Annotated in this window: 11 protein-coding genes; 3 read left to right on the top strand and 8 right to left on the bottom strand. The window is 47.0% G+C overall.

The genetic code is table 11. The features are described 5' to 3' along the window. Positions 1 to 1628: cadherin domain-containing protein (locus tag ACQEXP_RS13975; protein ID WP_426970525.1), on the bottom strand; the 1628-nt coding region annotated here is incomplete at its 3' end. Between the two features lie 288 nt (positions 1629 to 1916). On the opposite strand from ACQEXP_RS13975, the gene ACQEXP_RS13970 reads away from it, so the two are divergent. After that, positions 1917 to 3230 (top strand): TolC family outer membrane protein, encoded by a 1314-nt coding sequence (locus ACQEXP_RS13970; protein WP_269376345.1) that lies wholly within the window; start codon positions 1917 to 1919, stop codon positions 3228 to 3230. Positions 3231 to 3232: 2 nt separating this feature from the next. Then, complete coding sequence (locus ACQEXP_RS13965) at positions 3233 to 3847, top strand: OmpA family protein (protein ID WP_426970522.1); 615 nt, start codon at positions 3233 to 3235, stop codon at positions 3845 to 3847. A gap of 74 nt (positions 3848 to 3921) precedes the next feature. On the opposite strand, the gene nhaA is transcribed toward ACQEXP_RS13965, so the two are convergent. From nhaA to ACQEXP_RS13940, 5 genes are all read right to left on the bottom strand, one after another. Then, positions 3922 to 5106: a Na+/H+ antiporter NhaA gene (gene nhaA, locus ACQEXP_RS13960; protein WP_426970520.1), complete on the bottom strand. Its 1185-nt coding sequence runs from the start codon at positions 5104 to 5106 to the stop codon at positions 3922 to 3924. Between the two features lie 273 nt (positions 5107 to 5379). After that, positions 5380 to 6498, bottom strand: coding sequence for a lipocalin-like domain-containing protein (locus ACQEXP_RS13955; RefSeq protein WP_426970518.1), 1119 nt, complete (start codon positions 6496 to 6498; stop codon positions 5380 to 5382). Next, positions 6499 to 8952, bottom strand: a complete 2454-nt coding sequence (locus ACQEXP_RS13950; protein ID WP_426970516.1) for an ABC transporter permease — start codon at positions 8950 to 8952, stop codon at positions 6499 to 6501. It abuts the gene before it with no gap. Continuing rightward, on the bottom strand, positions 8933 to 9604 hold the full coding sequence (locus ACQEXP_RS13945) for an ABC transporter ATP-binding protein (RefSeq protein ID WP_269376340.1): 672 nt from the start codon (positions 9602 to 9604) through the stop codon (positions 8933 to 8935). The genes ACQEXP_RS13950 and ACQEXP_RS13945 overlap by 20 nt, the downstream gene beginning before the upstream one ends. Before the next feature lie 123 nt (positions 9605 to 9727). After that, on the bottom strand, positions 9728 to 11104 hold the full coding sequence (locus ACQEXP_RS13940) for an MATE family efflux transporter (protein ID WP_426970515.1): 1377 nt from the start codon (positions 11102 to 11104) through the stop codon (positions 9728 to 9730). A 102-nt stretch (positions 11105 to 11206) separates the two neighbouring features. Here ACQEXP_RS13940 and ACQEXP_RS13935 point away from each other — a divergent pair, with 102 nt between their 5' ends. After that, a complete protein-coding gene (locus tag ACQEXP_RS13935; protein ID WP_426970514.1) occupies positions 11207 to 12646 on the top strand; it encodes a DUF2867 domain-containing protein in 1440 nt (479 codons plus the stop codon). 27 nt (positions 12647 to 12673) lie between these two features. Here the strand turns inward: ACQEXP_RS13935 and ACQEXP_RS13930 are convergent, their stop codons facing one another. Together ACQEXP_RS13930 and ACQEXP_RS13925 are read right to left on the bottom strand one after the other, a co-directional pair. Continuing rightward, on the bottom strand, positions 12674 to 13333 hold the full coding sequence (locus tag ACQEXP_RS13930) for a DUF2913 family protein (protein WP_269376336.1): 660 nt from the start codon (positions 13331 to 13333) through the stop codon (positions 12674 to 12676). Beyond that, positions 13333 to 14538, bottom strand: a complete 1206-nt coding sequence (locus ACQEXP_RS13925) for a Bcr/CflA family multidrug efflux MFS transporter (RefSeq protein WP_426953219.1) — start codon at positions 14536 to 14538, stop codon at positions 13333 to 13335. Before ACQEXP_RS13925 ends, ACQEXP_RS13930 begins: the two co-directional genes overlap by 1 nt. Between the last annotated feature and the right edge of the window lie 10 nt (positions 14539 to 14548).

Here is a 14548-nt window from a genome sequence, read left to right as displayed (position 1 = left end):
TCGAACAAGTCCTCACCATCAACCTGAACATTCGAACTGATGCTGTAGCTCACTACATCGCCCGCATCTTCATCGGTAGCTGTCACGGTACCGATCACATAGGTGTCAGAGGAATTTTCGTTGTAGGTGAACGAATAACCGTCAGGCTGTTCAAACTCAGGCGCTTCGTTGAGATCCAACTCGGACAAATCAACATCCACTGACGTTTCGAGCTCACCATCCGATGCCACGACCGTGATAGTGTGCTGGTTGTCTGGCAATTCATAATCGTTAGTGAAGGCGGCTACCCCTGCTGCGGTGAGGGAGATTTCACCAGTTGCACTGTCGATTTCGAACAAGTCCTCACCATCAACCTGAACATTCGAACTGATGCTATAGCTCACCACATCGCCCGCATCTTCATCGGTGGCGGTCACGGTACCTATCACATAGGCGTCAGAGGAATTTTCGTTGTAGCTGAATGCATAACCACCTTCAGGTTGATCAAACTCAGGGGCTTCGTTGAGATCCAACTCGGATAAATCAACATCCACTGACGTTTCGAGCTCACCATCCGATGCCACGACCGTGATGGTGTGCTGGTTGTCTGGCAATTCATAATCGTTGGTGAAAGCGGCTACCCCTGCTGCGGTGAGGGAGATTTCACCAGTTGCACTGTCGATTTCGAACAAGTCCTCACCATCAACCTGAACATTCGAACTGATGCTATAGCTCACCACATCGCCCGCATCTTCATCGGTGGCGGTCACGGTACCTATCACATAGGCGTCAGAAGAATTTTCGTTGTAGCTGAATGCATAACCATCTTCAGGTTGATCAAACTCAGGTGCTTCATTGACATCTAACTCATTTAAAGTAACTAAAACTTGGGAGATGTTTGTACCATCACTGGCCTGAACAACAATGTCGTGGCTATTTAAGCTACCTTCATCTTCAAAATCATTGGTGAAGGCGGCGGCCCCTGCTTCCGTCAGTGATATTTCCCCTGTATCTGGATCAATGACAAAGTAATCGGCTAGTGGATCACCATCTTCAAACACCAAGGAATAGGTGACACTGTCACCCTCAAGATCCGTAGCAGAAACGGTTCCGATTACCGTACCTGGTTCTGAGTTTTCATCATAAGAGAAATCGTAACTCTCTGCGTCAAACACTGGCGCTTCAAGTTCAATAACAAGCTGTGCCGCAACAATATCCAGTAAGGCAAGGCTTTGCGTTTCCGACAAACCTTGAGACTCCAAACCCGAAGTATCAAATTGAGTCTCTGCTAATGTTTCTGCACCAGTGCGGTCGATATCTCCCGAGCCAGTAAGACTTGAGCCATCCTGTCCTCCGGCGGCGGTCGCGAAATCATCGTTCTGTGTTGGGTCGACACCTTGCTCAATCTGCTCAATAATCGAAGCGATTTCATTATCTAGGTTGAGATCGAGGTTTCCCCCTTCTCCGATTAACTGTGCCTCTATCCCAGTCGGTGAATCAGCATTGGCTGTAGCGTCTTGCCCCAAGACTACTATCACTTCACCGGGTGCCGGAACTTCGCCTGGCAACAACTCTCGGACATCACCATTTACGTTAATCACAACAGTTGTGCTGGCAAGCATAAACGGCGCTAAGCTCTTCGCATTCATAAGCAGGTTCCCCATACAAACGGTATGCGCTCCCCCCCTCTCCACCAGTGTGAAGATACAAATTACGCATACCTCTACACCTTAAAAACTAGCCCCGAAGCTACTGACAATCTAGTTAATAGCAACAAAGTGCTAACGAAAGTTACTAAGTCATTAATATTAGGTCTCACTTTTGTGACACAAAAATTCTCAAATTACAGATATGTCAACTAAGCTTTTGATACTCGCCACAGGCTAAACACACGCTTAAAAAGTGCTGGAAACATAGCACTGATTAAGGAGGCTACCTTGAACTGGAAAAAGTCACTCATTGCAAGTGGTGTACTGCTAGCTTGCCTATCGGTACAAGCACAGACACTTGAGCAAGCGGTCGCAATTACTCTTGCAACCAACCCTGAAATAAAAAGCACCTTCAACGAGTTCCAAAGTGCAGTCAAGCAAGCAGATGCATCAACAGGTGCCTATCTGCCAAGCTTAGATTTGGACGCTGGTATTGGTTATGAAGGCATTAATCCCGCTGAGTCGACCGGACGATCGGACACCGATCTGACAAGAAAAGAAGCAAGTATTAGTCTGACCCAATTGCTGTGGGACGGTAATGCAACTTTAAATGATATGGATAGAACCGCAGCAGACGCTGAATCTATCCGCTATCAACTTATTGCTGATGCTTCCGACATAGCACTTCGGGTGACACAAGTTTATCTGGATGCAGTAAAGGCGACAGAGGTGCTTGCCCTATCCGAAAGTAACCTTGCGGTTCATAAAGAGATTTATCGTGACATATCACGTCGCGCGAGTTCAGGTATCGGTTCAACAGCTGATGTTTCACAAGTAGAAGCTCGGATCGCCAAAGCACACGGCAATCTATTGGCAGCACAAAACAACCTCATCGACACACACACTCAATTCCGTCGCTTAGTAGGACAAGAGCCATTAGGTCTGATTTACCCGCGAGCTGATGAATCCAAGCTGCCATTGTCGTTAACGGACGCTCTTGTCGAAGCCTTTGATAAACATCCAGTTATTAAAGTGTCTCAAGTCGACGTCGATTCTGCTCGTTTCCAATACAAGCAGTCTAAAGGTAACTACTTCCCCACACTTTCGATTGAAGCAAGCCAAACATGGCGAGACGATGCCGGCGGTGATAGAGGCAGCAGTGATGAAACACTTGCGATGCTCCGTATGCGTTACAACCTTTATAACGGCGGATCTGACAGTGATTTGTCGGAACGAGCAGCGTTCCAACTCAACCAAGCTAAAGATTTGCGCGATAATGCATATCGCCAAGTTGAGGAAAGCCTTCGCCTATCTTGGAGTGCACTAGATTTAACACTGCAACAGAAAAACTTCTTAGCCGACCACGTTGATTCTGCATCTGAGACAGTCATTGCCTATCAAAAGCAATATCAGATTGGCCAACGTACCTTACTTGACCTACTCAACACTGAAAATGAACTGTTTGAAGCGCGTAAGGACTACCTTGATGCACACTATGCTGAACAATACGCCAAGTACCGCGTTATGAACGCAACTGGCAATCTGTTAGATGCGTTATTGGTCGATACCCCTGAGGCTTGGACTAAGCGAGTGGAGTACTAAGTATGATGAACAAACACCTAATCCCTCTCACTTTACTGTTTATCGTTCCATTCAGTGCAGCCAATGTAGAGGACGAATATGACTACATCGAAACGCCTACCGCCAATCAAATATCAGACCTGACTGATGAAGATAAAGATGGTGTGGTGAATGCACGTGATATATGCCCTGGCACACCGGTTGGCGCCATGGTAGATAATGATGGTTGTGGCGCAGCGATTGTCGAACAAGAACAGCGACAACTCAGAATCTTGTTCGCCAACGACTCTTATGAAATCAACCCAATCTTCTCCGATCAGATCCAGACTATGGCGGAATTTCTTGATAGGTATCAATCTGCGTCAATTCAGATTCAAGGCTATGCCAGTAAAGTGGGTGATCCCGACTATAACCTTGAGCTATCAAAAAAACGGGCTCACGCCGTTGAAGACGAACTACTTTCGTATGAAGTGGATCCAAAGCGCGTCACCATCGTAGGTTACGGTGAGTCGCGTCTGGAATCAGAAGGCGATGACGAAACCTCTCATGCTTTAAATCGTCGCGTAACCGCAACGGTGGTAGGCCTGAAAGAAGAAGTTGTTGAAGAGTGGACTATTTTCACCATCATCGAAAAGTAGCCCAAAAAAATCCATAGGTAAAAAAACGCCCCGTCTTTACGGGGCGTTTCTAATACTAATGCTGTCTTTTTTAATTAGTGCTGAGAGTTCACTTGCTCACTACCCTCAACACTAGCGACCTTCTTTGGTAACGACACGTGTAGTAGGAAGTAGCCCAATACAGCGGCTGTCGTTGAGCCCATTAGGATACCCAAACGAGCGTAGGTATCAAACTCAGCGTTGACAGAACCAAATGCCAGTGAAGAGATGAAGATCGACATGGTGAAACCGATACCACACAACACAGACACAGCGAAGATATGCACAAAGCTGATACCTTCAGGCAGTTTCGCAATGCCTGATTTCACTGCTAACCAGCTGAACGAGAAGATACCTAGAGGTTTACCAATCAATAGACCAAGCGCGATACCCAGAGGAAGCATGGATGTTAGACCGTCTAACGACACACCTTCCAACGAGATGCCTGCGTTTGCAAAAGCAAACAGTGGCAGGATACCAAACGCAACGTATGGGTGAAGCGCATGTTCCATATGTTTCAGTGGCGAGTGCTCCCCTTTCTTACCTTGGAGAGGAATCGCAAAACCGATCACAACACCTGCAAGCGTCGCGTGGACACCTGACTTCAACACCGCGAACCACAAGATAGCACCCACAATCATATAAGGAGTTAGCTTAGTCACTTTCTTAGAGTTCAAGATAAACAGTGCCGCTGTCATTGCGAAGCCAACCGCCAGCGCTGAAGTAGAGAGATCACCCGTGTAAAACAGAGCGATGATCACAACAACACCAAGGTCATCAATAATAGCCAGCGCAAGCAAGAACACTTTCAGACTCACTGGTACACGCTTGCCGAGCAGCGCCATGATACCTAAAGCAAACGCAATATCTGTGGCTGCTGGAATCGCCCAGCCTTGAACAGCTTGTGCATCATTATAGTTAAACAGAATGTAAACCAAAGCTGGAGCCAGCATACCGCCAACGGCTGCGATTGCTGGAAAGATAGCTGTTTCTTTAGATTTAAGAGCGCCTTCAAGTAGCTCTCGTTTTACTTCTAAACCGATTAGCAAGAAAAAGACAGCCATCAAGCCATCGTTGATCCAATGCGACACAGACATACCAAATACGTAGGTATGAAGAAAACCTTGGTATGCATCATTCAACGATGTATTTGCGATTGTCATAGCAACTGCAGCCGCAATTACCAGCAGAATGCCCCCGGCAGACTCCATTTTGAAGAAATCGCGAATCATGTCATTCATTATATTGCCCTTATATTTATTATGTTAATAAGCGATTAACAAAGAATACAGTCGAGTTTATAGAGTTCGCCAACACAGTAAAAATCGCTTCTTTAGAGTAAATAATTCGGTTTTTCCGATAAAAACTATTCGAATGCCATTTATTTTCCTTAGTTAATTATAGGCAAAGTCAAAGTTTTTCCATATAAAAACGAAAAAGCCACTTCACATTGCAAGAGAAGTGGCTCTAGTAAGATGGAAACTCGACAGTTTGTACTAGCATCAAAATCGAGATTAGTAACCGGTAAGTTGCATGAACCCCTTGGCTTTGTGACTTCCCGTGGTGGTAATTGGCCCTTCCCAATATGGCAACACAAAAGGAAGCCACAAGTTGGAGTTCAACACTTGGGTATTCAATCGGATTCCATAATCAGGGATATTGATTGCCCATTGCATAGGAATCGAGCTTCCATTACTGAAGTCGGTAGACAGCACAGGCGTGATATCAATTTGATCATTGGTGAGCGTAACGACTTTACCATCATTGGTTGATAGCGTGCCGAACAAATAAGGCAGCTGCTGATCATGACGATAGCGACTAACCGATAAGGTTGTCTCATCATCAAGCTGGAACACAAACCAATCCCAGCCTTGTTGCCCTTCGGCTAGCAAACCGCTTCCCCACTCTTTGCTCATCCAGCCTTTGCCTTCTACTGCCACAACCTTGTTTCCGCCAAGATCCAACAGGCCTTTAACGTTCAAAAATGGCGCCGTTATATTGTGAGAGGCGATGGGCAACAAATCGTGTTTAACAACGTAACCACGTTCACCGGGAATGACAAAAGGCCCGCGCGTCGACGTGGTGAGGCGAAGACCAAAAGTGTCCGTCTGAGCTTCCAATAGCCCAGGGAAAGGTGTCTGTCCCAACGAACGCCAGAACCAGTTATCAATCCATAATTTGAATGGTTTGACCGTCATGCCGGCTTGTCCGATCCCACCCCTTGCGACTCGCTGCTCACGCCAGACACGGTGCTTATCAGAAATAACAACATGAGAAATATAGAGTTGAGGGCTTTGCCAACCTGATAAGTTACTGTCGCTGTTCGCGATACGGAAGTAACTCCATTGGACACCGTATTGGTTGCCTCTTTTATCAACGACATTAGCAAAGAAGTGCCACCAGCCATGCTGATATTGATTGTGAAACGCGAAGTCTTCAGGCAACACCACAGGATTGTCAGGCAGTACTGGTTCAAACACTTTATCCGCTTGAGAGCGGAACATCGCATTCATTCCATTGTGGTTGTCGACGCTGTCGGGTTGGTTCGAGTGATTAAAATAAAGTGCTGAAAATAAACCTGCCGCAATAGCGATAATTGCTATGATCACGAGAGTGACTTTCGAGCTCTTCATTTACAACGCATCCCTTAATGACTTCATCGGCGTATTTCTCACCATCCGTAGAACAGGCAACGCCCCAGCCAACATCAAAGAGAGCATAGCTAGCGACGCAGTCTGAAGATATTCGGTTGGTATGAATTGTAATTCCAGAGTCCAACCAAATGACTGTTTAATGATGATATCCACCACAAGGCGTGCCAAAGCAAGCCCCAACGGCATGGCAATCAACATCGAAATCGCACCGAAAACAAACAGCTGCAAACTGCCCATTAAGATCAGCTCTCGCCCAGACATACCGACACAACGAAGCAAAGCGATATGTTTCTGACGAGAAACCTCCCCCGCGACTGTTGCGAAGAAAATACCAAACACCGCTATGACTAACGTAATATTGCCCAGCGTATCCGCAATGGAGAAAGTACGGTCGAACACGCGCAGCGCATGTTTGTGAATATCACTGTTATCGAACACTCGCTCAGAATCAAGCCTAAACACCGCCTCAAGACGTCGTTTCAAACCAATCGGATTGACATCTTCCTTGAGCACTGTGCCCAAAGCGACCATACCGCTTCCGGCAAACGCGTAAAGCCAATTTCGATGGGACAAGAGCACTTGGTTATACGGGTTGCCATAGTCATAGTAAACCCCAACAACTTGCCAACCTTGCCCAAGCTTTCCATCAAGATCGATGTAATCTCCGGGGCGAATCCCAAGCTTAAGTGCCATCGATTCACTCACCATAACACCCTTGGAGTGATGGAGATGATACCAATAGTCAGGAATACCAAGCTTGACCGTCAGAGCGCCTAACTCCCCTTCAGACGATCCGGTACTCACCACTTGCAGTGCACCATAGGAGGTAGAGACCTCTTTTTCCCATCGCCACCAAACCGACTCAACCTCTGGCTGCTTAGCTAACCAACCACTCATACGAGCCGCGGTACTGGTATTTGGATAGATGTAGAGATCTGCCGCTAAACGCTGACTTAGCCATTTATCCGTGGTATCCCTAAAACTGCCGACCATAGTTTCAATACCGATATTGGCCGCCATCGCGAGCATAAAGGCCATTGTTGCGACACCTCGATAGCTCATACTTGCAGCCGCATCAGCGAAGAACCAACGCACTTTTACCCAGCGAAGTGAATATGAAAGGCTTTCGAATACTCGCCAAATAATGTAAGGCGTGAACAGCGCGACACTTAACAGCATCAAAGCAATAATCGCAAAGCCCGACTCTTGTGTCTGAGGAGCCTGATAAATCGCAATCGCAGCCACACAGAACGCACATGCCAGCAATGCTTGAATCGTGAACTCAGCCCCCGTAAAGCGAACCAGTGACAATCGCGTGGTAAGACGAACAGGCTGAGAACGCAGTAAGCGCACCAAAGGCCACGCACAGGCAACAATGGCTCCACCGGCAGAGAGATACAAACTGTAAAGACTCGATTGCCAGTTCCAGCTAATCGCTAAACCAACGTTAGCATCGTAAAGATCGCTTAAACTTGCTGACACTGTTGGAATCAGCTGGTTTGCTAACAACATGCCCAGCAAGTTACCGCATAACCAACTCACCAAAACCAATGCAAGCAGCTCAAGCAACAAGGCCTGCGCAAGTTGCCAGCCTGATACGCCAGTCTGGCGCAAGATACCCACTAGTCGTTGACGTTGAGTTAGAGATAGCGACATCGCCTGATAGAAGATAAACAGACCGACTAAGAAAGCCAACATCCCCATCGCACTCAAATTCATGTGGAACGCTTGAGTCAGCGATTCTAGCTCTGCACGCGAACTGCGGTTCAACTCCATACCATTAGGTAGAATAGATTTTAGCTTAGCCAGTTTTTCAGGTGGCATATCGCCACACGCAATCACGGAGATACCAGAGCTGCGCGCTAATGTTCTCAGTAGCGAAATATCGGCGAGAATACGAGTCCCATTTAGCTTCCCTTCTTGGTCGACCATAATTGGACCAAGCGTACTACCGTTATCTAACTGAATAACATCGCTGTCTTGCCACTTCATTCGAGCAGCCAGATCCGAACTGACAAGGATTGGATAAGGGGGACGCATCAAAGCGAGTGTTGACTGGTCTTCGAGCAATACGCCAGGTTGAAAACGCAGCATTGCGACAGGGTCGATACCAATCAGCATCAAATCGACACCGCTCGCGGTATCAACTCTTAAACTTTCAAACGGAGCACATTGATGGAATCCATCACGACGCAGCTGGATGTAAAATCCTTGCGGGATCTTGCTTGTGGCATGCTTAGGACGAACACGATATGGAAGAGGGTTAGAAAATAGCTTTTCACCATGCTCATAACTTTGACGAGCATGGCTATTAATCGCGGTCACGCCAACTAAGAGTGATACACCAAGAGTAAGACCGAGCCAGACGAGAAGGATTTGAAAAGGATAACGCCTGTAGTGGCCAAGTAGTGCTTTAACTACGGGCCATAACATGCAACTGCCCTCCTTGGAGCCTTATCCTGCCTTCCATATGCTCCGCAACGCGCTCACTGTGCGTCACCAACAATAAAGTACAGTCAAGCTGTCTGGTTAAGCTCGTTAACAGACGCATCACCGCTTCTGCATTTCGCTCATCAAGACTTCCCGTAGGTTCATCAGCAAGAAGAATCTTAGGTTCCATATATAACGCACGAGCAATCGCAGCACGCTGCTGCTGACCACCTGACACTTCTTCAGGATAGCGGCCTAATAGTGGCATTAAATCCAAAGCAGAGAGAATTTGACGCCATAGACCCTGATCTTCAGGCAAGCCTTTTAACTGGCGACAGAAACGGATGTTATCCGCGACATTCAAAGTAGGAAGAAGGTTAAATTGCTGAAAAATAAGGCCAATATTATTACGACGGTAAGCGGTTCGCTTGGTCTCTGCGACAGAGTTCATCGCAAAATTGGGGAAAAGAACTTCACCAGAATCAACGGTATCAAGGCCTGCAATCAGGTTGAGTAAAGTGCTCTTTCCAGAACCACTTTCGCCCATCAGAGCAACCTGCTCCCCTTGTTTCAATGACAACTCAGCACCTTGTAAAACAGGGTGAAATTCACCACCGTCTAAGTAGCCCTTACATAGGTCTGTCAGTTGTAACATCGATTCTCTCGTTAACCTTACAAATAGGAATGTGAATCTACACTAAATCGACCCATCTAGGAAGTAATTTGGATACTAGATCACAAGATATGCACCTATACACATCAAATAGACGCTCAATGTCTAATTTTCGATCAAATTGCGTATCCATTTGCGTGTATTCATCCTAAACAGCGAACCAAACCATTTAATCAGTTCTTCGGTCAAAAACAGCAAATAGATCCACTCTGGCGGCCAACCTAAGACAATCGCCGCAAACGCCGCAAGAGGAATACCAATTAGCCATTGAGCAACCAGATCTTGGTAGAGGCAAAACTTAACGTCACCACCTGCACGCAACACGCCAACGATGGTCATCATCGGCACAGAGCGAAGTACGATACCAACGCTCAATACAACCATAAACTTTTCCGCCAAAGCGCGGGTTTCGGCCGACAACGCACTAAAACCATCAAGCACAGAGCTTTGGACAAAGAACAGCAAGATCGCAACCACAACACCAACAAGTAAGCTGAGTAGCGTGACACCAATCGCTTGATAATAAACCGCATCATAGTTCTTAGCGCCAATCTGATTACCCACCAACACCGCGGCGGCATTCGACATTCCTATTAGCAATGCTAAGGCGATAGACTCAACAGGCGTCATCACTGATAGCGCAGCCAAACCTTGAACTCCGGATTGCCCCATAATGGCGTGATAAGCAAACAATCCACCAGCCCAGGCCAAGAAGTTAAATGTGGTTGGCAGGGACAGTTTTAAGAACTTGATGACTCTATTCCACTCAATGACTCGTCGAATATCATCAACTCCAAACGCCAGTAAATGCTGCTTAACATGCAGATAGCCAAATAGCGTTAGTACCTCTATCGCGCCGCTCATCACCGTGGCTATCGCCGCCCCTTTGATCCCCATTGCAGGCACACCAAATTTACCAAAAATCAGTACCCAGTTGAGAAAGATGTTCGACACAATACCGATGCCACTAAAAAAGGTGCTGATACCCGGCTTATGCATCGCTCGCAAGCCCACCGACATACTCGCAACACAGGCGACTGCGAACATGGTGACTGAGGTGATGACCAGATAGTCGCTACCAAGTTGATTGACCTCTGGATCATTGGTTGCTAGCCCCATAATCTGGCTAGGGAAAAGAATAAATAGCAGAGCAGTCAGCGCAGCAAATAGCGTACAAACCAACCAAGTTAAAGCGGTACTTTCACGCACCCCTTGTCGATCACCAGCCCCCCAATATTGCGCCGTCAGCAAGGCTCCACCCGTGGTCACACCGACTAACATGATGGTGGTAACAAACGTTGCCCTAGCCGCGACACCGACCGCCGCGATTTCTGCTTCGCCTAGTTGGCCTAACATCAGAACATCGACCAAACTACGGCTGGAGAACATGATACTTTGCAGCGTGATAGGTAGAGCGATAGCAATCAGACGGCGGATAAAGTCACCACGGGTATGGTGCATGATTTGAGAATGCATAGACAAACGCCCACCTTGAGCTGCAACAGCATGAAAATAGAGAAAAAAATACTTGGTTATTATATGATCGGCTTAAATATGAAACCATAAAAATATCAAGGACGATAAATGAAGAAAGTGCTGGTATTGGGGGCGTCAGGATACGTGGGTTCTCAACTCCTTGAACAGCTCTGCCAACGTGGTTATCAAGTTACAGCAGCGGCTCGACAAATCGAGTACCTTCGTGCGCGCGTGGCACCTCATCCCAATCTAACCCTGCGCTATCTTGATCTTGCCGACCAAGCGGCAACCATGGAGCTTGTGCCTCACTTTGATCTTGTCTATTTTCTAGTCCACGGTATGGCTCACGGCCATGATTTCCTTGATTACGAAATCTCGCTGGCGGAGAACTTTAAAGCCGCCCTAGCCCACAGTAATGTTCAGCACGTCATCTATCTGAGTGCGATTCAACCTCAGACTGGCAATTCAAAACATCTGCAAGCGCGGCGAATGACGGGGGATATTATCCGTTCCTCTGGCGTTCCTATCACTGAGTTACGCGCTGGAGTGATCATTGGCCCAGGTTCTGCTGCTTTTGAGATTATGCGAGATTTTGTCTACAACATGCCGCTGTTGATCACCCCTAAGTGGGTCGATTCACGAGCGAACCCCATTGCACTAGAAAATCTGAATCACTATCTGTTAGCTGTCGCGTTAGAGTCACCAACCGAACATCAGTTGTTCGAAGTCGGCGGGCCCGACACTCTCAGTTATCGCGACCAGTTTAAAGTCATAGCACAGACAATCCACAAACCAATATCGATATGGTCAACCTCTCTGTTGACGCCAAAAATGGCATCACATTGGCTTGGCATAATCACGTCTGTCCCTTCAAGCATCGGTGCAGCACTGCTGTCTGGGTTAAAACATGATTTTATTGCTGACTCAACAGCTATTAGGCAGCGCTACCCTCAGCAACTCGTGAGCTTTTCTGACATGGTCAAAAACAGCATAGAGCGTGAAGGGACTTTCGTTCGTAGTAATGTTTGGGGATTTGACCCTGCGGCTCTCTCACGTTGGCAACCCGGATTTGGTTATTACCCTAAACAGACCGGAGCCAGTATTGAGACCGAGCTAAGTTCTGAGCAACTTTGGCAACTGGTCAAACAGATTGGTAGCAGGCAACAAGGGTACTTTTTCGCCAACAGTTTGTGGCGCACGCGAGAATGGCTTGATATTTTTTTCGGTGGTGGCCGCCCTATCAGACGCTCCCCGCCGGGGCCACAATTGCAAGTAGGCGACTTTATTGATTCATGGAAGGTCATCCGCTGTGAAGAACAGCAGTTCATCTCTTTACTGTTTGGTATGAAAGGGCCTGGGCTTGGTCGATTAGAATTTGTGATTGAGGATGTAGGTCAGTTCAGGCGTTTAACCGTAACGGCATGGTGGCACCCCCAAGGCTTTAGAGGGCTTCTTTACTGGTTTGCGATGATGCCAGCGCACATGTTTATTTTTAAAGGAATGGTCAAAGCCATTGTTCGAAAAGCAAAAGAGCTTCCACTCTCGTAGAAGCTCTTTTCGATTACTGCTCGATAACTATACCGTCAAACTCAGAGGTATTTCTGCAAGCTGATTGCCTCTATTGGCTGGGAAAATCAAATATTCACCGTGGTATTTCACGTTTGATTTATAGTCGGTAACTTTGTGTACCATAAAGCCTGCTGCGGATGCTTTCTCAACAAAATCCGCATGATGACCACGAACAAACCAACTCATTGGTTTCACTAGCTCTTCGCCATCAAAACAGTTATCACACTGATCGGAACAGAGCGCCAGTGAGTTTGGACCTTCAGTGAAGATCTGAACTTTACCGCAATTAACTAATGGTTCTGAGGTCGAGATCTCCCATCCTTGCTGCTCCATTGCATCAAGAAACGCATCAATCTCTTTGTCTTTAATCACGCGTTCATCTTCACCTTGTGGGAAAAACTGCGCATAAAACTTAGAGATTCGCTGGAAAGTCTGCATCAAACTCGCTTGATTACCTTTCGAACGACCGCTTTTTTGCCAACGAGTCAGGTCATCGACCACAATACGTGGGTACTGCTGCGATTTTAGCGCTTTGGTCACCCAACGAACCAAATAAAGATTGTTTGCGACTGGTCCATTCACCAGCTTACCCGCTTTGTGCTCTCGAGCAATGTCATCCAATGCCGCGTTCACTAATTTTTGTATTTCTACCGTATATTCAGACATTACGCCTTTCTTCCAAATACCCAATAACAGGTAGCCGAGATCACCGAGCACAAGCTCATCACCGTTATCATCGGCCAGGTTACGCCGCCGGGCAAAAATGCCACAACAGCACCAATAATAGACCCAGTACCAAAACGTAGAGTCCCTGCCAACGAAGAAGCAGTGCCTGCCATCGTTGGATAACCACTCAATAATAGTCCCATGGTGTTACTGCCGATGGTCGACAATGTGCCGATGAACATCACCACAAACACCACCGTGCCCCATAGACCTGCGTCGAGCAACCATGTAACAAATAGACCAATACCCGCGATAAGTTGAACCAGTAAGCCAAAGCGCAACATATTGTGCGAGCCGACCTTTTTAACTAATCTGCCGTTAATGCTGGTCATAATGATCATTGCAACGATATTAAGCGCAAACAGATAACCAAACTGATCCGGTCTCACTCCATAAATATCAATATAGACAAACGAACCCGCGGTCAAAAATGCAAACATGCCTGCAAAAGAAAACGCGCCCGAGAAGATGAGACCCATCGCCACAGGATTTTGAAACAAACGTAAATAGTTGCGAAGTGTATTTCTGATCCGCAGCGGTTGCTTGTTTTCTGCACTTAAAGTTTCAGGAATCTTCCACAATACAAGGGCGATAACAACCAAGGAAAATGCCGCAAGAATCCAGAAAATCGCTCTCCAACCGAACCAAACCGCAACATATCCGCCAATCATAGGCGCAATCAGCGGAGCAACCGTCATAACCAATGTGACAAATGACATCGCTCGAGTGAAATCTTCTCGGTCAAACATATCTCGAACAACCGCTTGGATAATCACGGCGGCCGCTGCACCAGCAAAACCTTGAGCGGCGCGAACCCAAGTCAAGGCATCAATGCCATGGGTTGTTGCACTGACTACCGATGCTAAACCGAAAAACAGCACACCCAGTAGCAAGACTGGTCTGCGTCCATAGCTGTCTGCTAATGGACCATGAATTAACTGACCAATGGCGAAGCCTGCGGTATAGGCAGTCAAGGTAACTTGTACTGAACCCTCACTAACACCAAGATCGCGGGCGATGGTTGGCATAGCAGGCAAGTACATATCAATAGCTAAAGGGGTCAGAGCACCAATCGCACCCAGCACTAAAAATAGTAGAAAACTGATATGTGGAGTATTGGATTGCGCTAAGGATTTTTCAGACATAAGTCTCCTA

This window comes from Vibrio sp. TRT 1302 (assembly GCF_050113875.1).
Taxonomy (GTDB): domain Bacteria; phylum Pseudomonadota; class Gammaproteobacteria; order Enterobacterales; family Vibrionaceae; genus Vibrio.
Note: the sequence above shows the minus strand (reverse complement) of the source record. Positions and strands in the feature narration are given on the sequence as shown.

Excerpts from the sequence above, each read along its gene's own strand:
- ACQEXP_RS13955 (WP_426970518.1), bottom strand. The coding sequence starts at position 6,498 with ATGAAGAGCTCGAAAGTCACTCTCGTGATCATAGCAATTATCGCTATT.
- ACQEXP_RS13925 (WP_426953219.1), bottom strand. The coding sequence starts at position 14,538 with ATGTCTGAAAAATCCTTAGCGCAATCCAATACTCCACATATCAGTTTT.
- ACQEXP_RS13935 (WP_426970514.1), top strand. The coding sequence starts at position 11,207 with ATGAAGAAAGTGCTGGTATTGGGGGCGTCAGGATACGTGGGTTCTCAA.
- ACQEXP_RS13945 (WP_269376340.1), bottom strand. The coding sequence starts at position 9,604 with ATGTTACAACTGACAGACCTATGTAAGGGCTACTTAGACGGTGGTGAA.
- nhaA (WP_426970520.1), bottom strand. The coding sequence starts at position 5,106 with ATGAATGACATGATTCGCGATTTCTTCAAAATGGAGTCTGCCGGGGGC.
- ACQEXP_RS13965 (WP_426970522.1), top strand. The coding sequence starts at position 3,233 with ATGATGAACAAACACCTAATCCCTCTCACTTTACTGTTTATCGTTCCA.
- ACQEXP_RS13950 (WP_426970516.1), bottom strand. The coding sequence starts at position 8,952 with ATGTTATGGCCCGTAGTTAAAGCACTACTTGGCCACTACAGGCGTTAT.
- ACQEXP_RS13930 (WP_269376336.1), bottom strand. The coding sequence starts at position 13,333 with ATGTCTGAATATACGGTAGAAATACAAAAATTAGTGAACGCGGCATTG.